14 protein-coding genes and 4 pseudogenes are annotated in these 23,753 nt (G+C 41.6%); 15 read left to right on the forward strand and 3 right to left on the reverse strand.

The annotated features are described in order from the left end of the window. Positions 1 to 75: 75 nt before the first annotated feature. The 3 genes from P4S61_RS22940 to P4S61_RS09935 all read left to right on the forward strand — a co-directional run bounded on the left by P4S61_RS22940 (position 76) and on the right by P4S61_RS09935 (position 3,335). Entirely contained in the window at positions 76 to 450 is a 375-nt protein-coding gene (locus P4S61_RS22940) for a hypothetical protein (RefSeq protein WP_442961558.1), read from the forward strand. Next, complete coding sequence (locus tag P4S61_RS09930) at positions 443 to 1,666, forward strand: hypothetical protein (protein WP_182779260.1); 1,224 nt, start codon at positions 443 to 445, stop codon at positions 1,664 to 1,666. Before P4S61_RS22940 ends, P4S61_RS09930 begins: the two co-directional genes overlap by 8 nt. A gap of 67 nt (positions 1,667 to 1,733) precedes the next feature. Further along, entirely contained in the window at positions 1,734 to 3,335 is a 1,602-nt protein-coding gene (locus tag P4S61_RS09935) for a methyl-accepting chemotaxis protein (protein ID WP_182732332.1), read from the forward strand. A gap of 275 nt (positions 3,336 to 3,610) precedes the next feature. On the opposite strand, the pseudogene speE reads toward P4S61_RS09935, so the two are convergent. Beyond that, a pseudogene (gene speE, locus P4S61_RS09940) lies at positions 3,611 to 4,472 on the reverse strand (polyamine aminopropyltransferase). Positions 4,473 to 4,675: 203 nt separating this feature from the next. Between speE and speA the strand changes: the two are divergent. The 3 genes from speA (at position 4,676) to P4S61_RS09955 (ending at position 8,899) form a co-directional block, all read left to right on the forward strand. Further along, the gene (gene speA, locus P4S61_RS09945; protein ID WP_337118212.1) at positions 4,676 to 6,553 is read left to right on the forward strand and encodes a biosynthetic arginine decarboxylase; all 1,878 of its coding nucleotides are present in this window, start codon (positions 4,676 to 4,678) and stop codon (positions 6,551 to 6,553) included. A gap of 64 nt (positions 6,554 to 6,617) precedes the next feature. After that, positions 6,618 to 7,499: an acyltransferase gene (locus P4S61_RS09950; protein WP_182719103.1), complete on the forward strand. Its 882-nt coding sequence runs from the start codon at positions 6,618 to 6,620 to the stop codon at positions 7,497 to 7,499. 140 nt (positions 7,500 to 7,639) lie between these two features. Next, complete coding sequence (locus tag P4S61_RS09955) at positions 7,640 to 8,899, forward strand: mechanosensitive ion channel family protein (protein WP_182819951.1); 1,260 nt, start codon at positions 7,640 to 7,642, stop codon at positions 8,897 to 8,899. Here P4S61_RS09955 and chrA read toward each other — a convergent pair. Beyond that, positions 8,862 to 10,010 (reverse strand): chromate efflux transporter, encoded by a 1,149-nt coding sequence (chrA, locus tag P4S61_RS09960; RefSeq protein WP_149983071.1) that lies wholly within the window; start codon positions 10,008 to 10,010, stop codon positions 8,862 to 8,864. The genes P4S61_RS09955 and chrA overlap by 38 nt on opposite strands. 122 nt (positions 10,011 to 10,132) lie before the next feature. On the opposite strand from chrA, the gene P4S61_RS09965 reads away from it, so the two are divergent. Continuing rightward, complete coding sequence (locus P4S61_RS09965) at positions 10,133 to 10,927, forward strand: substrate-binding periplasmic protein (RefSeq protein ID WP_182830562.1); 795 nt, start codon at positions 10,133 to 10,135, stop codon at positions 10,925 to 10,927. 77 nt (positions 10,928 to 11,004) lie between these two features. Continuing rightward, positions 11,005 to 11,637 carry an OmpA family protein gene (locus tag P4S61_RS09970; RefSeq protein WP_149983073.1) on the forward strand — a complete coding sequence of 211 codons (633 nt, stop codon included), beginning with the start codon at positions 11,005 to 11,007 and terminating at the stop codon, positions 11,635 to 11,637. A gap of 117 nt (positions 11,638 to 11,754) precedes the next feature. On the opposite strand, the pseudogene P4S61_RS09975 reads toward P4S61_RS09970, so the two are convergent. Further along, a pseudogene (locus P4S61_RS09975) lies at positions 11,755 to 13,535 on the reverse strand (ABC transporter transmembrane domain-containing protein). Between the two features lie 78 nt (positions 13,536 to 13,613). Between P4S61_RS09975 and P4S61_RS09980 the strand changes: the two are divergent. The 7 genes and pseudogenes from P4S61_RS09980 to P4S61_RS10010 all read left to right on the forward strand — a co-directional run bounded on the left by P4S61_RS09980 (position 13,614) and on the right by P4S61_RS10010 (position 23,649). Further along, complete coding sequence (locus tag P4S61_RS09980; protein WP_145241975.1) at positions 13,614 to 14,012, forward strand: DUF3224 domain-containing protein; 399 nt, start codon at positions 13,614 to 13,616, stop codon at positions 14,010 to 14,012. A gap of 11 nt (positions 14,013 to 14,023) precedes the next feature. Beyond that, positions 14,024 to 14,212 (forward strand): hypothetical protein, encoded by a 189-nt coding sequence (locus P4S61_RS09985; protein WP_145241973.1) that lies wholly within the window; start codon positions 14,024 to 14,026, stop codon positions 14,210 to 14,212. A 9-nt stretch (positions 14,213 to 14,221) separates the two neighbouring features. Then, positions 14,222 to 14,839: a LysE family translocator gene (locus tag P4S61_RS09990; protein WP_145241971.1), complete on the forward strand. Its 618-nt coding sequence runs from the start codon at positions 14,222 to 14,224 to the stop codon at positions 14,837 to 14,839. 303 nt (positions 14,840 to 15,142) lie between these two features. Beyond that, positions 15,143 to 18,049 (forward strand): annotated as a pseudogene (locus P4S61_RS09995) (TonB-dependent receptor). 21 nt (positions 18,050 to 18,070) lie between these two features. Continuing rightward, positions 18,071 to 22,380: pseudogene (locus P4S61_RS10000) on the forward strand (alpha-1,6-glucosidase domain-containing protein). A 125-nt stretch (positions 22,381 to 22,505) separates the two neighbouring features. Beyond that, the gene (locus P4S61_RS10005) at positions 22,506 to 23,048 is read left to right on the forward strand and encodes a PH domain-containing protein (protein ID WP_064668490.1); all 543 of its coding nucleotides are present in this window, start codon (positions 22,506 to 22,508) and stop codon (positions 23,046 to 23,048) included. 37 nt (positions 23,049 to 23,085) lie between these two features. Further along, entirely contained in the window at positions 23,086 to 23,649 is a 564-nt protein-coding gene (locus tag P4S61_RS10010) for a hypothetical protein (protein ID WP_064668489.1), read from the forward strand. The last annotated feature ends 104 nt before the right edge of the window (positions 23,650 to 23,753 follow it).

A 23,753-nucleotide genomic window follows, 5' to 3' on the forward strand; every position in this document is an offset into this window, starting at 1 on the left:
GACCGGCAGTTTATTCCCCATGTGTTGGTGGTACCGCAAAATGCTCAAGTTGAGTTTCCAAATGCAGATTCAATCATGCACCACGTGTATTCTTTTTCCAAAGCTAAATCGTTTGAGCTAAAGCTATACCGAGAGCAACCACAGGATCCGATCAGTTTTGAGCAAACGGGCGTAGTTGAATTAGGCTGTAATATTCATGATTGGATGTTGGGGTATATTGTGGTGGTTGATAGTCCGTATTACGCAATGACCAATGACAAAGGACAAATTGAGCTGACGCTTGAGGCCGGAGATTTTACACTCAATATTTGGCACTCCGAATTTAGTGACATCAGCAAAACTGAAAGCAAAGCCATTTCACTAACTAGTGCGCCGGTTGTTTATCAAATAAAACAGGCGATTATTTCTCGTGTTGCGGTGGGCGTTGATGAATTTGACGATTATGAATAAAGCTTGCTTTTACCTAGGTGTAGTGGGGCTAACATTAACGTGCAATGCTTTTGCACAAGTAAAGGGCTTAGTGCAACTAAGTGCAGTTCAGGGTGATCAATACGTAAGTTGGCAACAAGGTGGCGTAGGGCTATACCGGTACGATAGTGACAATGATGGCATTGTTCTCTCTCAGGGAGTCGTTGATTTTAGAACTGATTTAACCACCGCTTGGTCAGCACATGGGGTTATTAATGCTTATCAAGATCCGCAGCCGACTTTAGGTTTTAGCCAAGCATATTTGCAATATAAGCCGCTAACAGCGAGTAACTATAAATGGCATCTGCGGGTAGGTGGTTTTTACCCGTTATTATCATTAGAAAATCCAGATATGGGCTGGCTTTCACCATATAATTACACTAACTCAGCAATAAACTCATGGATAGGTGAAGAGGTACGTACCGTTGGGGTTGAGGCCACTATCAAGCGACCAGGGCGCAGCTTTAACAGTACCCATAGCTTTGCATTGGTTGGCGCGACATTTAAAGGTAATGATCCTGCAGGAACATTATTAGCTTGGCGTGGCTTTGCAATGCATGACCGCCAAACGACCTTTAATGAAAGTATTGCGTTTGCACCAATCGCTTCATTTAATACCACCGCACTTCAGTATCAGGCAAATCAGGTATTGCCCTTTGAAGAGGTTGATGGGCGCTTTGGTTATTATGCAGGAATTCACTGGGATTATTTAAAAAAATCACAATTTCGTTTTTATTATTACGATAATAATGGCGATCCTGCAGCACTAAATAGAAGTACTGGGCAATATGCATGGGATACTCGTTTTAGCAGCGTCGCGTGGCTATATAAATTTACTGCGAATACGCGCTTAATTGCGCAAATGATGTCGGGCACTACCGCTATGGGTGCTAAACGCGGTGTAAATAATAGCTTCTATAGTCACTTTGTATTAGTAAGTCATAAAATGGCCAAGCATCGTATTTCAATGCGTTATGATTATTTTGAGGTAACCGATCATGACGACTGGCAATTTGATCCTAATGCCAGTGAAGGTGAAGGTATAACCGCGACCTGGCGTTATCAATTAACGCCGCAGTGGCAACTAGGGATTGAAGGTTCTGCATTACACAGCCAAGCAGATAATCGCATGGCGATGAATAATCCCAAAAACCTATCACAGCAACAAATTAGCTTAAATGTTCAGTGGCGCTTTTAATGGTAATTCAGATAGTTTGAACTATATTAAGGTGTGGCTGATGTTGTATTTTATGCAAAGGTGAAAAATGAACTTACAGAGTATTCGAATCAAGAGCTCGCTGCCAATTGTGTTACTTGGGATTGCGATAATAGTACTGATAGCAGGCTACACGCACTTAATTAACTTACAAAAAGATGCGTTAGAAGCACAATCTGAGCGATTTTTAAATGCTATTTCAGTAGTGGTTAATAGTGATCGTGATCTCTACCAAGCTAAAGTAGCTGAATTACACTTAGTAACCAATAAGATAGGTAATGCCGAAGAACTGCAAGATCATCAAGAAAACGCACAGCAAGTGACCGATCGTTTTAATCAATATTTACATTTCTTATCAGCCTACCCGCAAGTAACGACGCAGTTTACTGGCTTTGATAGTGCCTTTGAAAAATGGTTATCAGCATCAAACGCGTTTATCAACGACCCGCAAAACAAGCAAAAAAATCAGCAGGCCAATACAGAGTTTGCAGCGCTGCGCGATATTTTAGATAAAGCAGGTGAACAAGCTGAGTTGACGTCGAAACAAGAAAAACAAAAATTGCTTGAGAAGATAACTACAACGAAATTGTTTTTACTGACTATGGTGGTGGTGCTGTTAGCCATTTCAGCTTGGTTCAGTTATGTGATCCCACGTCAGTTAACGAAGCAAATGCATTACGTGACTGCGAGAATTAATGATATTGCCTCTGGTGATGGTAATTTAACAGGACGTATAGCGATAGAAAGCCAAGATGAATTTGCCGAGCTGGCAACGGCATTTAATCGTTTTTTAGATAATTTGCAGCAACTGATCCGTGATATTTTAGGCCAAGCTAATGAGCTTAACCATTTAGGTACTGATTTAAGTCAGTTCGCAAATCAAAATAATCAGATCACTCAAAAACTCAGCCAAGCATCAGAATCAATTGTCAGTGCGGTTCATCAAATGAGTGTTGCTAGTCGCGAAGTGGCTAATGTGGCGCAGCAGTCTTCAAAAGAAGCTGATAACTCACAGCAACTGGCTAAGCAAGGTTTAACGGCTGTGGCTAATTCGAGTGATAAAATAGTCGCGCTATCTGAAAATATGGAACATGCCAGTAACAAATCAACCGAACTGCAACAAAGCTCTGATAATATAGCTAAAGTGCTGGAAGTGATCCGCGCGATTGCAGAGCAAACTAATCTACTTGCGCTAAATGCTGCTATCGAAGCGGCGCGTGCTGGCGAACAAGGGCGGGGGTTTGCGGTGGTCGCCGATGAAGTACGCACCTTGGCAACGCGCACTCAAGAAAGTACCAACGATATTCAAAAAATGGTTGAGCAGTTTGCCAATAGTGTCGAGCAGTCTTTAACGGCAATTAATGGTGGCAAACGCTTTGCAGATGAAGCCGTAGCCTCGTTTACGCAAACCAATGATGTACTTAATGCGATGCAAGAGTCATCAGTAAAAGTGAATGATATGGCTATGCAAACAGCCCAAGCTACCGATGAGCAAACAGCAGTAGCTGAAGAAATCAGTCATAATTTATCATCATTGAACGATCAAACCATGCAAGGTGGCGAGCTGGCACGTTCAACTGAAGAAGTTGCGGTAAGAATGAACCAATTAACCGATGAATTAAGCCGCCTAGTGCAGCGCTTTAAAGTTTAATTGTTTGCTGTAGGCAAAAAAAAGGGTTCGAGAGAACCCTTTTTTGCGTTGTTAGTATCTAATACCAATCGACTTAAATATTTAACCATTCTAGCGCGCTAAATAAAGCGCTAACTGCGTTAGTAATTTTTCATGTACGACTGCATGGATGCAAGAGATAGAGCAATGCAGGAGCAATTGCCGAGAACAACTACATGTCAAAATCTCTGCCTTGTTACCACTGTATTTTTCTGTCGCTATAAATGGTCAGTAACTTAAAACGATTGGTATAACGTTTACTTTTTTTCGAAAGCGCGCTTCATAAAGTTCGGTGTTGCTAATGCGCCATGGTGAATACCATTATTGTAATACTCTGTAGTTTGCGCAAGCTCTGCTGCTGCGTCTTCTCTAAAACCGGCGAATGCTTCATCTTTACGAGCAAGTGTTACTGACCATAAGCCACTAGGGTAAATAGGTTGTGGGAATGGCAGTGTTTGTAAGTCGTTAAAGCCTACATCAGTCATCGCATCGCGCATTTCAACCAGTAATGGCATATGCATAAGCGGTGATTCACTTTGTTGTACCATAATGCCGCCAGGGCGTAGTGCATTTAAACAGCTCGTGTAAAAGGCATGGTTAAACAAACCTTCACCTGGACCGACTGGATCAGTGCCATCAACAATCACGATATCGATTGATTCTGCTGCAGCTTCACGCATGTATTTAATACCGTCGTCAAACATTACTGTAGCGCGGGGATCTTGGTTTGCTTCACATAACTCAGGGAAGTATTTAAGTGACATTTGCGTCACTACTTCATCGATATCGATTTGTGTAACAGACTCAACGCCCGGTGCTTGAGTACCTCACGTAAAGTGCCGCAGTCACCACCACCAATAATAACTACATTTTTTGGGTTTGGGTGTGCAAGTAGTGCAGGGTGGCTGATCATTTCATGGTAAAAAAGTTTTCACGGCTAGTTACCATCGTACAACCGTCAATAATCATTAGATTACCGAAGTCTGTTGTCTCGTACATTTCGACTTTTTGAAAAGGCGATTGCTGTTCTTCTAGCTTTTTGTTGATGCGCATAGAAAACGCACTGCCGTCACGTTCACTGATTTCTGTAAACCATTTACTTTGATCTAAATTTGCCATGTCGCTAGTTACACTTTTGAGTTGAGTATGAAAAAGGGGCAATTCTGCCAGTGCTTGGCGTTTTGCTCAATGAAATTTTATCAGTATAGCGAATATATTTTATCTTAGCTTTGGCTTAAAGGTCATTTTTTGTTAGCGTAGAGGGTTATGACGTACTAAAATGCGTGATTCCGCGAAACTTGTTAACTATAGAAGAATTTGCCATGACTTGGGGTTTAGATACAGCACGCTCTACATATAACGTTGCTCATTGGAGCGATGGTTACTTTGATATTAATAGCCAAGGTGAGCTGGTTGCTTTCCCAGATGGCGATCAAACGAAAGCCGCTATTTCATTAACCGAGTTAACGGAACAATTTAAAAAGCAGGGTTTAACGTTACCAGTATTAGTACGCTTTACCGATATCTTGCAAAATCGTGTAGATACTATGACCAGCGCATTTAGTAGCGCGCGCAATGCCCGTGCCTACCAAGGTCAATATACTTGCGTATATCCGATCAAAGTAAATCAGCAGCGTTCAGTAGTAAGTAAGTTATTGGCGCACCCAAGTGGCTTAGTCGGTTTAGAAGCCGGTTCAAAGCCTGAGTTAATGGCAATTTTAGGTGTGGCAAAAGAACCGATCACTATTGTTTGTAATGGATACAAAGACAGTGAGTTTTTACGTTTAGCATGTATTGGCCAAGCGATGGGCCATAAAGTTAAAATCGTAGTTGAAAAGCTATCTGAGTTAACAACGTTATTAGCCGAGATTGAAGATCTAGGCATCGAGCCTGCCATTGGTATTCGCATCCGTTTAAACTCAGTGGGTAAAGGGAAGTGGCAAAATACCGGTGGCGAAAAAGGTAAATTTGGCTTAACAGCTGGGCAAGTATTAACGGCCGTTGAAGTACTCAAAAAACACAATAAGTTGCATTTAATGCAAATGGTGCATTTTCATATAGGCTCACAAATTGCCAATATTCGCGATATTCATCGTGCTTTACGTGAATGTTCACGCCACTTTGCAGAATTAAGCCAGTTAGGTGTGCCATTAAATACCGTTGATGTAGGTGGTGGTTTAGGCGTTGATTACGAAGGTTCTGGCTCGCGCAGTGCCTGTTCCATGAACTACACAGTAGAGGAATATGCTCGTAATGTGGTGAATGCGTTTGCTGAAGTGTGCGAACAGCATGACTTAGCGCATCCGGCTATTATTACTGAATCAGGCCGTGCGTTAACTGCTCACCACGCAGTGTTGATCACCGATGTGATTGATGTTGAGCAAGCACCAAATCACAGCAACCCTAGTGCACCTGAGCCAAATAGTGCGTTAGTGTTAGATGAAATGTGGCAATGTTTACAGCGTTTAAACCCGCGTATGGCATTAGAAATTTACCATGATGCAATGCACTTATTTAGTGAAGCGCACGACCAATACGTACATGGTTTAGTAAGTATGTTGGAGTGGGCGAAAATAGAGCAGCTGTATTTTACTATTTTGCATCGCGTGCGAGCGTCATTAAGCAATGCGCGTGCTCACCGTGAAGTACTGGATGATTTAAACGAAAAATTAGCCGACAAATTATTTGTGAATTTTTCATTGTTTCAGTCATTGCCTGATGTCTGGGGGATCCAGCAATTATTCCTGGTAATGCCGATTGAAAACCTTGATAAGCCGTTAACGCAACGCGCTATCATTCAAGATATTACCTGTGACTCAGATGGGCAAATTCGTGAATATGTTGAGGGAGCAGGGATCGAAACAAGCTTACCTATTCCACAATATGTACCTGGGCAACAATACCACATTGCGATGTTTATGGTGGGAGCTTACCAGGAGATTTTAGGTGATCTACATAACTTATTTGGTGATACTGATTCAGTCCATGTAGAGCTCACCGAACAAGGTTATCAACTAACCAATGCGATCAAGGGTGATAGCGTTAAGGATGTATTAAAGTTTGTTGATTATGATAGCGATATTTTCTCGGATAACTTTGCTACCACAGTACAGCAACTCGACATTAGTGACTCTATTAAGCAGCAGTATTTAGCTGAGCTAAATGCGGGCCTTGAAGGGTATACATATTTTGAAGATTAATTGCGATACTCTTGTATTGCATTCTAAATTGCCGAACAGTTTTAATGAAAGGAATTAAGTAGTAATGTCTTGGATCCGTTGTGTTTTTAGTATTTTCTTTTACACCATAAATACACTAATTTGGTTTGTTCCCATTTTTATTTGTGGCCTAATTAAACTTATCCCTATCAAACCGTTACAAAAGTTAATGAGTTGGACAGCTAAGCAATGCGCCTCTATTTGGGTTACGTTTAATACGTTAAATCAAAAGTTATTAACACCAACCAAGCTAAGTGTTACCGGCCTTGAAGAGCTCAAACTAAAAGACTGGTACTTAGTGATTGCCAATCATCAGAGCTGGGTGGACATTTTAGTTTTACAGCGTGTGTTTAATCGTAAAATTCCATTTTTAAACTTCTTTTTGAAAAAAGAATTGATATACGTTCCTGTTCTGGGGCTATGTTGGTGGGCGCTCGACTTCCCTTTTATGACTCGTACCAGCAAAAGCCAATTAAAAAAGAATCCTAAATTACGTGGTAAAGATTTAGAAACAACCCGTAAAGCCTGTGAAAAGTTCAAAGAAATGCCGGTGAGTGTGGTTAACTTCGTTGAAGGTACTCGCTTTACAGCGCAAAAACATTCGCGTCAAAATAGCCCGTTTCCTCATTTACTCAAACCTAAAGCGGGTGGGGTGGCGTTTGTGATGCAAGCTATGGGTGAGCAAATCTCTAAAGTGGTAAATGTCACTATTCAGTATCCTGAGGGCATTCCTACGTTTATGGATTTTGCCAGTGGACGAGTAAAACAAATTAATATTCATGTAGAAGTGATGCCGGTAAGCCAAGAGTTGATAGGTGATTACACGGGAGATTCTGAATTTAGAGTACGTTTTCAATCAGAATTAAATCGCTTATGGCAAGAGAAAGAACAACAGCTTAGCGAGTTTGAGCAAAAACTTAAGTCATAGTCGCAAATGCTAATAGGTAACGGCCCAAATCAGTACTGTTAAGCTTGTATTGGTTTTGGGTTTGTTACAGTGTTAAGCAACAATCAATATAGCTAAAATGACTGTTATTGAGCCTCCCGCAGCAAGGAATTAGAATTATCATGACGACTCCAACTCATTTACAGCAATTTGTGCAGCCTTGGTTTCAGGGTATGCCTGACACAGTATTATTCAGTTCTCTTACAGCCACTGCAATTGGTGTGTTCTCGCTGTTAGTGGTGTATTTATTTACCCGCCGTTTAATGCTACCAGGTATTCAAAAGGTGGTGACTAAACTTTCTCCTGAGCGAATTGGGCTATTGGCGCCTATGCTGACAAAACTTAACCGTCGTTTTGCTGGGATGTTGTGCTGTGTATTATTCTTAGCAACATTTGATAGTGTTTATCCAGTTACTGAATTTGCTGCTGAAGTGCTGAAGACGATTGGCCAAACTTTATTAATTATTCATGTTGGCTTTATCATCAGCAGCATAGTAAGTATTGCAGGTGGCATTTATAACCAACTAGAGTTTGCTCGCGAAGTGCCGATTCAAGGGCTGATCCAAGTAGTAAAACTTATTACCTTTATGATTTGTGTGATTTTGATTGTCAGTATCGTACTGGAAAAATCGCCAACCTATATTCTTTCAGGCTTCGGGGCAATTGCTGCGGTGACCTTGTTAGTATTCAAAGACACTATATTAGGTTTTGTAGCCAGCATTCAAATTGCAGCAAATCGTTTAGTAACCTATGGTGATTGGATCCAAGTAGATAACTATGGTGCTGACGGCGAAGTAATTGACCTTGGGTTAAATACCGTAAAAGTACGAAACTGGGATAACACTATCACCACTATCCCCACTTATATGCTGGTGGCCGGCTCATTTAAAAACTGGCGTGGTATGCAAGAATCTGGAGGTCGTCGGATCAAGCGCTCACTCAATATAGATATGAATAGCATTCGTTTAGCTGATGACGAGCTGACTAAAACGATTTATCAAACTATCGCGTTAAAAGAATATATTAAGATGAATACCTTACCTGATCCGGTATCAAATTTAGGGTTATTTCGTCGTTATGCTGAAGGATATTTAAAGCAGCACAGTAAAATAAACACGTCACTGACATTAATGGTGCGGGAGTTACAACCGTTAAATCATGGCCTACCGATAGAGTTTTATTGTTTTAGTGAAGATAAGCGCTGGATATCGTACGAGCATCTGCAAGCAGAGATCATGGATCATCTACTTGCGGTATTACCTATTTTTGACCTACGAGCTTATCAAAGTGTCTCGGGGCAATTTAGTCCTGCAGCAATCACCCCAACCGCTATTAAACCTACCATTAAAGTGGCAAATAATACTGAAGTAGGCCAAGGCTAACAAATACGATTAATAGCCACCAAATAGGTGGCTTTGCTAACCTTAGCCATGCAAAAGCTGCAACAACAATCACAATATGCCAAATGTTGTGAACTGCGGATGTCCAAATTGGTGAATACAATGCAGCCGCTAAAAAACCCACCACAGCGGCATTAAGCGCGGCAATACAGCTGGCAAAGCGGGGGCGTTCAGATAATTGCAGCCAGCTTTTTTGAAATGCTAACATTAATAAAAAACCAGGAGTGAAAATCAGTAAGGTTGCAATCACCGCACCAACAAGCGGCTGCTCGCTATTAAGCTCTGCGCCTAAATAACTAGCAATGGTGAACATTGGCCCAGGCACCGCTTGTGCGCTGGCGTAAGCTGATAAAAATTGCTCAGTGTTTAAACTTGGTAAGCCAGCTTGAAGTATCGGCAATACCACATGACCGCCGCCAAAAACCATAGCCCCAGCTTGATAAAAGGGTGCAAAATCTGCAAATTGAGAACCTAGTGGGACAAAACTCACTAGCAATAATAGTGCAAATAGAATGAGTGCAGGCCAGTTAACTGTGCGCTGCTTAGTTGCTGTTTGATTACTTTGAGCTAGATTAAGCAATGGCCATATTGCGCCAATAGCAGCGGCTGCTAATAGAACCAATATTTGACTGCTCAGGCTCGGTAATAAGATCAGCACTAAGGTACTTAACATAGCAAGCGCTTTGAGTACCCAGCTAGTACAAAAGCTTTTTGCCATACTCAGCGTAGCATCGGCCACAATTACTACGGCAAATAGTTTTAAACCGGCAACTATTGCAAAGTAAATAGCATCAAATTGGTGGGCGCTAATCGCTAATAAAGCCATGATCAAAAAGGAAGGTAAGGTAAAGCCAACAAAAGCAGCAATACCGCCTAATACGCCTGCTCGCTCCACACCAATAGCAAAACCCACTTGGCTAGACCCAGGTCCAGGCAGAGCCTGACTAAGACTGATTAGTTGTGCATAACGTTGAGCATTGAGCCATTGCAAGTTATCAACAAAATGACGTTTAAAATAACCTAAATGTGCAGCTGGCCCGCCAAAGCTCATGCAACCAAGTAAAAAAAACTGCTTAAAAATAGCTAGTAACATGAATTCTCTCGTTTCTTATTGCCGTAACAGCTTAGTATGACAAAATTTCGTGACAATTTTATGGTTTTTAATCTTTGTACCTGTCTACAATGTAAAAAAGGCTTTGTTAAAGTTAAGTAGTTATGCGATTTATTGTTTATATTTTTATAATTTTTGCCTTTATAAACTATGCCTATGCTGCAAATGAACCTAATGCGGCTGTGCAAAAAATATCGTTAGCCGTGGATCATGCACCACCGTATAGCCAAATTAATCAAAATGGTGAAGTATCAGGCGCGATTGTTGATATTTTTCGGGAGATGAAAAAGCAACTTCCTTTTAAGTTAGAGCTGGTTGGTTGCCCATTTTCACGCTGTGTAAGAATGTTAGAGCAAGGCGAAGTTAATGCGATGGGAGGTTTGATCCTCACACCTATGCGTCAGCAAGTAATGCAATTTGTAACCCCACCTTATATGGTTTTAACCTCGTCATTTGTATTTTATGCACGCGAAGATAGCCAATTACAAATCAACAACTATGACGATTTATATGGTAAAAAAATTGCGATTATGCGAGGTGCCGTACATTTCAAACGTTTTGATGAAGACGATGAACTGACTAAAATAGCTGTTTTAACAGAAAGCACAGCTATTAACCTATTATTGAAAGGGCGTGCAGATTTAGTTATTGCCGTTGAAGATACCGCGGATCATGCTATGAGTGTGCTGAATCAGCCAGCCAATAAACTGGTTAAAATGCAGTATCGTTTTAATGATACAATCTATGGTTATCTCGCTTTAAGTAAACAGTTTTCAGTAACCCCATTAGCGCAGCAGGTTGATGCGCTAATGAAAACAATGGCTGCCACTGGTCAGCTAAATACATTAATTGCTCCCTATGAACTTCCTCCTCTTAACGAGCAAGCGCTGAGCTTTTAACATCTTCTTCATATTTCGTTCATTACAATGTTTGCATACTAGCTGTTAATGAAAGAATTAATAACCAAGGAAATACCATGACTTTAACCAAACCATTACTAACAGCGACTATTGTTGGATTATTATTAACGGGTTGTGAGACCACCAACACAGGAATGGGAGCTGGTATTGGTGCAGCTACAGGCGCAGTACTTGGTAAGGCAACCGGAGATCATGATGATAAACGTATCTTCATTGGTGCCGCTATTGGCGCACTAGCCGGCGCTGCGGTTGGTGACTATATGGATAAACAAGAAGCGGCTTTTCGTGATGAGTTAGCCGGCTCCGGTGTTGAAGTTGTGCGTGAAGGCGATAACTTACGTTTAGTGATGCCAGCTAATATAACTTTTGCCACCGACCAATCGTATATTTCATCTGGCTTTCATAACACCCTTGATGCTATTGCTAAAGTGATGAATAAGTACGAAAAAACTTATTTAAGTATTGAAGGCCATACCGATAGCACAGGTAAAGATAGCTACAACATGACGTTATCGCAACAGCGTGCGCAGAGTGTGAAAGGTTACTTAGTGAATCAGCAAATTCTAGCTGGGCGTATTAGTACACGTGGTTACGGCGAAACTCGCCCAATTGCCAGCAATGACAGCGCCAACGGCCGCGCGCAAAACCGCCGCGTGGAAGTTCAAATTGTACCAAATACTAAAGGTTAATGTTTTATCTCAATCATTTGCTACCTAAGCAAATGATTGAGATTATTTACCGCTTACCGCTTACCGCTTACCGCTTACCGCTTACCGCTTACCGCTTACCGCTTACCGCTTACCGCTTCAATCCCTATTAAACTGCAGCTCACATAATTTTTGATAAAGTGGATTACTCGCTAGCAATTGTTGATGAGTACCTGTTGCGATTATCTCTCCGTGCTCCATTACCACTATCATATCAGCATGTTTTACTGTGGCGAGGCGGTGGGCAATGATAAGCGTAGTACGGTTTTGCATTAAATGTTCAAGCGCAGCTTGTACATGATGCTCACTTTGCGCATCTAAAGCGCTGGTTGCTTCATCGAGTAACAGTATTTCTGGGTCTTTTAATATTGCTCTTGCTAATACAATTCGTTGTTTTTGGCCGCCTGATAAGCGCACCCCTTGCTCGCCTAAAAAGCTCTCGTAGCCGTTAGGTAATTGTGCAATAAATTCATCCGCGTGAGCATGCTTAGCGGCAGCATATACTTGTTCGTCGCTTGCATCTGGGTTGCCATAACGAATGTTATGCATCACATCAGAGCTAAATAAAATCGGGTTTTGTGCCACCATGCCCATGCTGTTTCTGAGTGTATTAAGGGATAGATCTTTGATATTAATATCATGAAACTTAATGTCGCCACCGGCAGGGTCATAAAAGCGTTGTAGTAATTCAAATAACGTGGTTTTACCAGCACCTGACGGACCAACGATTGCTACTGTTTGGCCTTGTTCAATCGTTAATGAAATAGTTTTTAAGGCGCTCACATCAGGACGCGATGGATAATTAAAAGTTACTTTATCAAGACTAATGGCTGGAGCGTTAGAGTTGTTATGTAATAACTGATCTTGTGGTGCTGTAGGGTTCGTGATCTCACTTTTAACCGCGAGCAGTTCAAGTAATCGCGCCGCAGCGCCCGCTGCACGTTGTAGCTCGCCATATACCTCAGCAACGGTTGCTACCGACATCGCTACCATAATGGCGTAAAACACAAATGCACCTAACTCACCGCCAGTCATTGTGCCTGCCAGTACATCACTACCACCTATCCACAGCATCACGCTAATTGCGCTAAAGGTCAAAAATATTACTGCAGCAATTAAAAATGAGCGCTGTTTAATGCGGCTTTTCGCAACGTTAAAGGCTTTTTCGGTCTCTAGTGCAAAAGCGTGTTGTTCGCGTTGTTCGTGGCTATAGCTTTGCACTACTTTAATATTTTGAATTATTTCTCCCGCATAAGTGCTGATATCGGCAATCGCATCTTGGCTGGAGCTGGCAAGTTTGCGTACTTTTTTACCAAAAATCATCATGGGTACTAACACCAGCGGCACACAGGCAACTACAACTAAAGTGAGTTTTAAGTTAGTAAATAACAACATGGCTAAACCACCGACTAGCATCAGAGCGCTGCGCAGTGCCATTGAAAATGACGAGCCAATGATTGATTGCAACAAAGTGGTGTCGGTTGTTAAGCGCGACATTAATTCGCCACTGCGGTTTTCTTCAAAGTAACTCGGGTGCAGGGTGACTATGCGATCAAATACCGCTTTACGAATATCATTACTGACGCGCTCACCAATCCATGACATTAAATAAAAACGGCTGAATGTTCCTATGGCTAATAAGCTGATCAAGCCAATTAGCACGATTATGGCTTGTTTTAATTGTTCTTGAGAGCCCGCAATAAAGCCGTGATCAATAACAAATTTAACTCCTTGGCCCAATGATAAATTAACCCGGCAGTAACAAGTAATGCTGCAAGAGCTGCAAAAACCACCCATTTATACGGCTTAATAAACTGAAAAATAGGAATTAAACTACTAAAAGCAGCTTTGTCTTTTTGCTCGGTTTTACTATTGCTCATAGTGGATTCTTTTAGATGAATAGGGTATAGATATGGTTACTTAAATCATAATTTCAATAACTAACTAAGGGACTAACCATGACAACTGAAAAAGTAACGGGCGAATTTAACGTTAAACTCAATCCTATTGAAGGTTATGCAAAGGGCATTGATGGCGTAAACCTGGGTCGTATGTCGATTGATAAAACGTTTACAGGTGAGCTTGATGCAACCAGCACTGGCGAAATGCTCAGTGCCATGACCGCAACTCAAGGCAGTGCCGGTTATGTGGCAATTGAACAAGTAGTTGGCACACTTGCAGGTCTTCAAGGCAGCTTTGTGCTGCAACATTTTGGCACTATGGATAAAGGCCAAGATTCATTAATTTTAAACGTGGTGCCAGATTCTGGCAGTAATGAACTTGCAGGCCTTAGCGGAAAAATGGCAATTCGCATCGAAGCAGGTATACACATTTATGATTTTGAGTATCAATTATAAGCGATACAGCCATGCAGAAAATAATTGAGTTTAAAAAGCAGCGTGGCTTTTTTAGAGGCGGTATTGATATTGACGCACTTAATGAGCGAATTTATCAATTAAACCAAGATGGCTGGAAAGTAATAAATGTTAGCGCCTCTACAGGATTATACGGCCAAGTTTATGCATACATCTTACTTATTGAAAATGAAGAACTATAAGGAATATAAATGACGTTATCACTGTGGCTAAGCTTAGTCGCCATTTGTATGATGGGTGCAATGTCTCCTGGGCCAAGTTTGGCTGTGGTGTTAAAACACAGCATTCATGGCAGTATGAAGAACGGCATGTTGGCAGCGCTGAGTCATGGTGTTGGCGTCGGTTTTTATGCTGCAGCATCGTTACTTGGCCTCGGTGCACTAATGTTGCAATTTCCTACTGTGTATCAAGTGTTAGTTTACTTAGGTGCAGCGTACTTGGCATATTTAGGGGTTAAAATCTTATTAGCCAAACCAAGTAATAGTGAGTTAAAAGTGGCTCAGCAAAGTGGCAGTGCAAAACAAGCCTTGCAAGACGGCTTTGCTATTGCGTTTCTAAATCCTAAATTAGCGGTATTCTTTTTAGCCCTGTTTTCACAGTTTATAGATCCTGCCAATCTCAGTTTTAAGGTCGGTTTGATTATGTGCTTAACGGTTTTTACTATTGATACTGGCTGGTATCTGATTGTTGCAGCATTGACAGAGCTTTCAAAGAAGCGCTTTGCTTTTACTAAATCATCCCCATGGTTTGATAAAATATTAGCGGTGATTTTTATTGGTCTAGCAATAAGGGTGGTGCTAATGGTGTAGTTTATTAAACTTAACTAATCCTTACTACTTCCCTTTAAAGCTGTTTTTAGCAATTTCTAATTCACCTGTGTAATAGTGGCTTATGACTGAGTTATTCCGTTAGTCAGTCGATTTATTTTACGTTATCTACATGATCGCAGCACTTCTAAACTAAGTTCCTCACCTTGCTAGCTATTGCCCTTACTGCTGCATACGTATTCATCACACTTATTTTACTTTTTAGTTACACTTTATTGGTTTTATTTTATCCATAATTTCAAAACAAACAGCACACAATTATAAAATCAATAGGGTAGAAAGCTCATGGGGAAATTCAAACTAAGTGCGTTAATGCTCGCAATGTTTGCAGCCAGCAGTGTATTAGCTGCGGTTGAAAGTGACGCGCAAAGTACCGTAAAAAAACCACAACTAGAAGAAGATCTTGAAGTCATTGAAGTGCGTGGCTTTAGTCGTAGTTTAATCCAATCACTTAATCAAAAACGCTTTACTGATACGGTATCTGAGCAGTTATCGGCGGATGACTTAGGTGCTTTGCCTGATGTATCTATGGCTGATGCGCTCACTCGGTTACCGGGATCTCAGCGGTACGAACCGGCGGGCAGGCGGCAGAAATCAACATTCGCGGTATGTCCGGTGGATTTGTATTTTCAACTTTAAATGGCCGTGAACAGGTATCAACTAGTGGCAGCCGTAGTATTGAGTTTGACCAATATCCGTCTGAATTGATCAGCTCAGCAGCCGTGTATAAATCACCAAAAGCATCGCTTATCGAAGGTGGTGTTGCAGGTACGGTAGAACTGCAAACAGCTAGCCCGCTTGATAATGATCAGCAACATAAGTTTGTGGTTAACGCCAGAGGTATGTACAACGACCGAGCGTCAGAGGTGAACGATGCCACTGAGTTTGGCGACCGCATTAGTTTTTCCTATCAAGGTAAATATCTTGACGATACTTTAGGTGTCGCACTTGGTTATGCACGGTTATTTCAACCCAGCGTAGCAACACAGTTTATTGGCCTTGCCTATAACGATAATAAAGACGTTGATGGTGTTGCAAATGATACTAATGGCCCCGAACTTAAACCTGAAAATGAGTATATCAGCGAAGGTTTTGAGCTTCAGCATTTAGGTGGAGAAGAAACCCGTAACGGTTATATGGCGGCGATTGAATGGGCACCGGTGGATAATTTTAAATTAAAAGGGGACGTGTTTTTATCACGCTTTGATACTGAGTCATTTGCCCGTGGGTTACGAGTGAAATTAGGTGGCCCAACGGCCACTTATACAAACGCTCAGCTAGAGGGAAATTCAGTAGTTGGTGCCTCTGTTAATCGTACTTCAAAAGGCTACACTCGCGTTGAAATTGTGAATGATGATAACCAAGACTTTGATGAAGTAGATAGCTACGGTGTTAACGCCGATTGGCAAGTGACAGAACGTTTAAACGTTAATGTTGATGTGTCGCTGTCACGGGCTAAAAGTAACTTTCGCAATGGCTTATTGTGGGCGTTGGTTGCCGAAGACGCCTCAGCCGAAGAACCTGTGTTAGATAAAAAACGTATCAATAAACTACCAACTTAATGGTTTAAATTTACCTGATGTAGGCTTTAATCAAGCGGCTGCATTTAGCGATATCGACCGAGTAATGGTTAGTAAATACGGTATTTACCCTTATCAAAATGAAGATGAAGTAAGCGCTTATCGCCTTGATTTTAAATACGAGCTGAATAACAGCTGGTTTAGCTCTATTGAATTTGGCGCGCGTTATTCAGATCGTGAATACAGCAATAACCGCTCAGTATTTGAATACGGTAATGATGGTGATTTTTCAGTGAGTGAGCCGCCACTGCGTTTAACCAATGACATGGTAAATGTTGTTGACTGGGAAGGTGACTTTAGTTATTTCCCATCATATTTGGCGATTGATTTAGACAAAGCGCTTAATGCTTGGTTTCCTGAAGGCGCACCGGAGCCAGTTAAAACCTGGGGTAACGCCGATGGCGTTGTCGATCTTGATGGTGATGAAATACCTGATACACAAGGCTATACCACTAACTACTCATGGACCATGTTACAAAGTGGCTCAGTATATGAGGAAGTGCTTTCAGCGTACGCCATGCTTAATATTAATACTGAAATTGGTACTATGCCGGTACTGGGTAATATTGGTATTCGCCGTGTTGATACCGACCAATCGGCCACTATTTTAGAAAATGTTAATGGTGATTTATCACTCGGTGCACAAAACATTACCGACAGTATCGGCATCATAAATCAAAATTATTTACCTAATGTACTTGGCACAACTTATACCGATTATCTGCCATCCCTTAATTTAAACTTTCAGCTAACGGATAACACGCAATTACGCTTTGCGGCGGCTAAAGTAATGTCGCGTCCACCGATCAATCGCCTAGCTGGGGACGCCAGTGCGCAGGCTGATAAAACCAGCGGCAAAATTAACGGCTCAAGTACCAATAATCCATTCTTAAAACCATTTTATGCCGACCAATACGATATCTCTTACGAGCATTATTTTGATGAGTCAGATGGTGCGCTAGTGATCGCAGGTTTTTATAAAAACATCGATTCGTTTATCGATACCATCGCCATTGAAGGGTTTGACTTTAAAGGTAATGGTTTTAACGTCCCTGACTATATAGAAAATCCAGTCAGTGGTGAGCAAGTTGCCACAACTAACGGCACTTACACAACAGCGGTAAATAACGCCAATGGCGGTTATATTCGCGGTATTGAACTTGCCTACACGCAAGTATTTTCGTTTTTACCCGCGCCGTTTGATGGCCTTGGGTTTAACGGTAGCTATTCATACACCGAGAGCGAAGTTGAATCTATCACCAGCTTAGGTGGTGAAACGGTTACACAAGGTTTACCTGGTTTGTCTAAAAACGTGTTAAACGGCACTTTATTTTACAGCTTAGATAATTTTGAAACCCGCCTTAATGTGCGTTACCGCTCAGACTTTGTTTCAGAGCAAGTGGCGATCAATGAGCAAGTGGTTAATTTTGATGCCGAGACCGTGGTCGATTTTCAAACCTCTTATCAATTTACAGACTCATTTGGCATGTTGCTACAGGTTAATAACCTTACTGATGAACCAACCCAAAGTTACTTTGGCAATGAAAACATCACCGGTACTACCCAGTACTTTGGTCGTCAGGTTTATTTAGGTTTTACCTATAGCCACTAATAGCAAATTGGAGCATAAATAATGAATAAAATAACTAAATTGACTCATTTGCTATTAGCAGTGAGCTTAACACTACTGTTTGGCTGTGGAGGCTCAGGCAGTAGCGATGTAAAAGCAGGCCAAGCCTTATTGGCTTGTGATGTGCCTCAAGTCCCTAATGCAGCAGGCACTCAATGTGTTGATCCTGAGCCTATCTCTTGTGACGCACCGCTGTTTCCAGATGCAAATAATGAAAGCTGTACCAGTGGCTATAACCCCGACTTACCAGACCCTGTGGTATTTGCAGGCGAAGGTGAGGCTATTTTATTTTATAAGCGCCCAGAAAATAAGGGTTATGAAGGCTATCGTTTACACTCTTGGAATACCGACGGCTGTGAAGCTTACGCGCCGCCGTTTGATGCCACCGATTGGGCTAATGGCCATGAATATAATGGTGTCGATCCAAACTATGGAGCTTATTGGATTGTCGCGCTAAAAGACGGTTATACCAAGTGCGCTAATTTTATTATTCATATTGGCACAGAAGGTTCAGGTAAAGCCCATGGTGATGTGGATTTAACCATGCCACTGATGCAGGACGACGAGCGTTTTGTACGTATGAACTTTACCTTTGACGGTGAGCCAACAGTATTTGAATACCCAGTAGAAGCGCTTGGCGAAAGCCCCGTTGCAATTGACGGTGCATCAGCACACTGGATTGATTTAAATACTGTGCTGTATAAGCCAAGTAATGAGCTTACGCAGATTATTAAGCTGCATTCATCAGCTGCTGCCGATTTGGTTGTTGATGTTGATACTGGCTTAAATGGTGAAACAGTTGAATTAATGGCAACGAGTTTAACCGATGCACAAGCAGCGAAAGTACCGCACTTAACAGATTGGACTGCCTATCAAGGTAATTGGGATGCCGCTACTGCAAAACAACTTATAAAACAACAGCTCGTTGTAGCGGGCTACGATGCAGAAGGCAAGCTACTTGAAGCAAGTTTTGTGCAAACCGCCAAAGCCCTTGATGCACTTTACACCCAAGGTGAAAACGACGCAAATGAAGCCATGCTAGGCGTGCATTATAATAACAATGCAATTGATGTTTCAGTATGGGCACCAACCGCTAGCAATATGATGCTTAATGTATTTGACGCCGATAAAGCACAAGTATATAGCACTGCCATGACGTTAGACAGCAATACAGGTATTTGGTCAGTGAGTTTAGACAGCAAATACGACCGTCATTATTACCGCTATGCGTTTGATGTTTACCACCCTACTACTCAAGCGATTGAAAGTTTATGGAGTACCGATCCTTACTCACTGAATGTATCAAGCAATGGCCTGTATTCGCAGTTGATCAACTTAAATGATGACGATACCAAACCACAAGGCTGGGATGAGCGCAGTGTACCAACAATTACCAACCCGGAAGATGCCATTATCTATGAAGGTCATGTACGTGATTTTAGTATTCGCGATACGTCAGTAAGCGCAGCAAACCAAGGTAAATATTTAGCATTTACTGAGCTTGAAAGCATCCCTATGCAGCACCTTAAGCAACTAGCTGACAAAGGTTTAACGCATTTTCACTTACTCCCTGTAACAGACATTGGCACCATTGAAGAAGATGCGGATAAGCGCGTTGAAATCACTGACACCCTAGGTAAGTTATGTGAGCGAATAGACGATGCCGCCGATGCTTGTAAAATCGAAAATAAAAACAGCATCATTGCTCATTTAATGCAAAGCTACTTTCCAGGTTCTGATGATGCTCAAGCACTTGCCAGCGCGATGCGTGATTTAGACGGTTTTAACTGGGGTTACGACCCGCATCACTTTATTGCCCCAGAAGGTTCGTATGCATCAAGCAGTGAAGGGGTTGCCCGAGTTAAAGAGACACGCGCCATGGTACAGTCACTTCAAGAGATTGGCCTTCGCGTGGTTCTTGATGTGGTATACAACCATACAACGTCATCAGGCATTTGGGAAAAATCAGTGTTTGATAAACTCGTGCCGGGTTATTACCACAGATACAGTGAAATAACGGGGGATATCGAGCGTTCAACCTGTTGTGAAAACACCGCGACTGAACATGTGATGATGGACAAGTTTGTTAGCGATTCACTGGTCATTCTTGCCCGTGATTTTGGTTACGACAGCTTTCGCTTTGATGTTATGGGGCACATGCCTAAATCATCAATTTTAGCAGCGCGTGAAGCGGTGCAAGCTGTTGACCCTGACAACTACTTTTATGGCGAAGGCTGGGATTTTGGTGAAGTCGCTAATAACCGATTGTTCACTCAAGCTAAGCAAGCTGATATGGCAGGCTCTGAAGTTGGCACATTCAATGACCGCATCCGTGAGGCTGTGCGCGGTGGGGCTATGTTTAGCAATAACCCGACCGATGGTAATTTAGCAGACCAAGATACTCTGCGTTTATCACTGGCGGGTAATTTACAAAACTATATCCTGAAAGACTTTAAAGGTAATTCGGCAAAAGGTAATAGCTTTAGCTGGAATACTCAGCCGACGGCTTATGCTTTAGACCCTGCTGACAGCATTAACTACGTATCAAAGCACGATAACGAAACCTTATGGGATCAACTGCAATATAAACATGCAACAAGTATGAGTATTGAGCAACGAGTGCGTGCGCATAATATGGCATTAGCAATTCCATTAGTAAGCCAAGGTATCCCGTTTATGCAACTTGGGGCTGATTTACTACGCTCAAAATCAATGGATCGTGACAGCTACAATGCAGGGGATTGGTTTAATGCGGTAGATTTAACGAAAGAAAATAATAATTGGAATATTGGTTTACCTAATGCTGAGAAAAACCAACAGAAATGGCCTGAAATCATTAAGGTCTCAGGTAATCCACAAGCTGCTGCACAGCCGCAAGATATAGCTTACGCAGGGGATGTGTTCCAAGAGTTTTTAGCTATTCGTAGTAGCAGCCCATTATTTAGATTAACCACAGAGCAAGATGTTATTGACCGTGTAGGTTTTCACAATGTTGGTAAAAACCAGCAACATGGTTTGATTGTAATGAGCATTGATGACGGTCAAGGTTTTGCAGATTTAGATAACCAAGTTGACGCGCTCGTAGTAGTAATTAATGCAACTGAGCAAGCGCTTTCACATACAGTACCAACCGCTGCTGGGTTTGAATTACATCCAATACTTAAAAACAGCACCGATAGCAGTATGTCTGGAGTGAGTTTTACTGCCAGTGAAACCGACGGTACATTTACAGTCCCAGCTTATACAATCGCGGTATTTGTAAAACCACAAGGCGAGAACCAAGGTGTAGGCTTAAGTGCGAATGCAACAGTGGGCGCGCCAGACGTAGTGCCTTTTGGCAGCACCACAGTATATGTGCGAGGTAGTTTAAATGATTGGGGCACAGCTGACAGCTTTGAGTATATGGGCAATGGTGAATACCGTATCGCTATTACTTTAACTGCGGGAGATTATGAATTTAAAATTGCCTCTGAAGATTGGTCGAGTGTGGATTTTGGCGCGCTGTCTGATGCTGATAAAGCAGTGTTGGAAAATCAAACCGAGCCTTTAATGCGCAGTGGCGCGAATATGACCTTTAATGCCGCAATTGATGCAACTTATGTATTCTCGTTTGATGCCAGCGATAAAGACAATCCAACGCTGAGAATTTATAACGAAGAACGATTCGTTGGCACGCCTGTATTTGTTCGTGGCAGCTTAAATGAATGGGGCACCAGTGATGAGTTAATCTATCAAGGTAAAGGCGTTTATACCTTTACTAAAATACTCAGTGTAGGCAGTTATGAATTTAAAATTGCTTCTGAAGATTGGGATACCGTTGATTATGGTTCCGGTGAAGCGGATGCAATCGTAACCGTTGCCGAAGATAAGTTATTAGCTGTTAAAGGCGCTAATATGACGATGGATGTTGCAACCGAGGGTGAATATCAGTTCATTTTTGATGCCAGTGATTTGAATGCACCCACGCTGAGTGTATTTAATGCGCAAATGTTTGCAGACACTCAAGTTTACTTACGTGGCAGCTTAAATGGCTGGGGTACCGACAACCCCTAATCTATCAAGGGAATGCTATTTATAGTACATCACTTGATTTAGATGCCGGTGATTATGAGTTCAAAATAGCCTCTGAAGATTGGAACACTGTGGACTACGGCGGCAAAGGTGAATCTCCACAGGTTATAGTTGGCGAGCAAAGTTTGCTTGAAGCTGTAGGGGCAAATATTAATGTAGCCATTGCTGACGCAGGCAATTATACCTTTACGGTTATTGGCCCTAATCGTAATAATGTGCAGGTACTGATCAATAAGAACTAAGCATTAATACACTTTATAAACAATCAGAACCGAGTATCCTAGATGCTCGGTTTTTTTATGATCAAATTGCAGCCTAGGCAAAGTTAGCGTAATTTATAATCATAATACGATTATGGGTAACTACGATGTCAGAAGCTATGTTAAAAAGTGCTACGTTTGATCCTAAAATAAAGCCTTATTGGTTAATTTTTGCAGTATGTGCAAGCACCTTAGGAGTTGTGACTATTCCGCTTATCCCGGTAATAGTACTGATTGTTTGGATTGTAAGTGGCAGTATATTAGCCGCTATGTCGGCTCAATTACTTGAGCGTAAACTGGTAGTAAAGCGCGGTGTATTTTTCAAAGAAGAAAAGTCCATCCCACTTGAAAAAATAACTGACGTCGGGTTAAGCCAAGGCCCGTTGATGCGTTTATTTGGTTTATATCGACTAAGCTTTGAAACCGCAGGTCAGTCTGGTCATGGCGCATTAGTATCGTTACTTGGGGTAGTTGATGCCAGTGAGTTTCGCGAGGCAATCTTAACTCAAAAAGATAATCTAACCGCACAGCAACCAACAAAAGCGAACAGTGATGAGCCACAAAGCCAAGTTGAGCTAATACGCGCACTTACTTACAGTGTGAAAAATATTGAACAAATGTTAGTGACGTTATTGGATGAGCGGAAATAGTTAGATATGAGTAATCCTATTTTGCTTTAAGGAACATATGGAAAATACACCTTATATTAAGCTGTTTCGTAGGAAGACTCTGATACCAAGATTCATTGTTTTATTCTCGGTGCTTGTAGTTATTTTTCTAGCAAGCTTTTTATTTTTTACGGTTAATAGCCCTGAATCAAAAGCTAAAAACTTTCTCAAAAAACACGAGAATGATTTGGAGCACGCCATTTTACTTGCAGAGCAAAGGGATCTTCAGGCTGTACAATGGGTTGATGATAAAAGTGGTGAGCGTTTCGCGCATAAGTTAATAAGAAAAAAAGGCAGTAAAGAATTCGTGAAGGTGACCGATTCAAGTTTGGATGAGCTCACTGAGTTTTTACTGAATAAAAATATAGATGTTCTTTGGATTCAATATTTTCAGGGTGTTTGGTTGATTAGAAAAGCATTTACCTTTTCATACCAGGATAGGCAACAAGAAGGTTATTTTGTTTTTGGTAACCCTGAGAAAATAGGTTTATGTGTGCTCGGTTACGGTGCTAAAGATTATGGTAAGTACGAACATGTAACTGGCAATTGGTATATGGCAATGTGCGAGTATCCGCGAAATTAATACAGTGCTATGCCAATGTATTCACTAAACAGGGAGCTTAAGTTTACATTCGATAACCGAAGACTATTACATTAACTATCATTGGTTCCTGTTGTTTTAACCCT

Source organism: Pseudoalteromonas sp. B160 (genome assembly GCF_037162485.1).
GTDB classification, from domain to species: domain Bacteria; phylum Pseudomonadota; class Gammaproteobacteria; order Enterobacterales; family Alteromonadaceae; genus Pseudoalteromonas; species Pseudoalteromonas rhizosphaerae.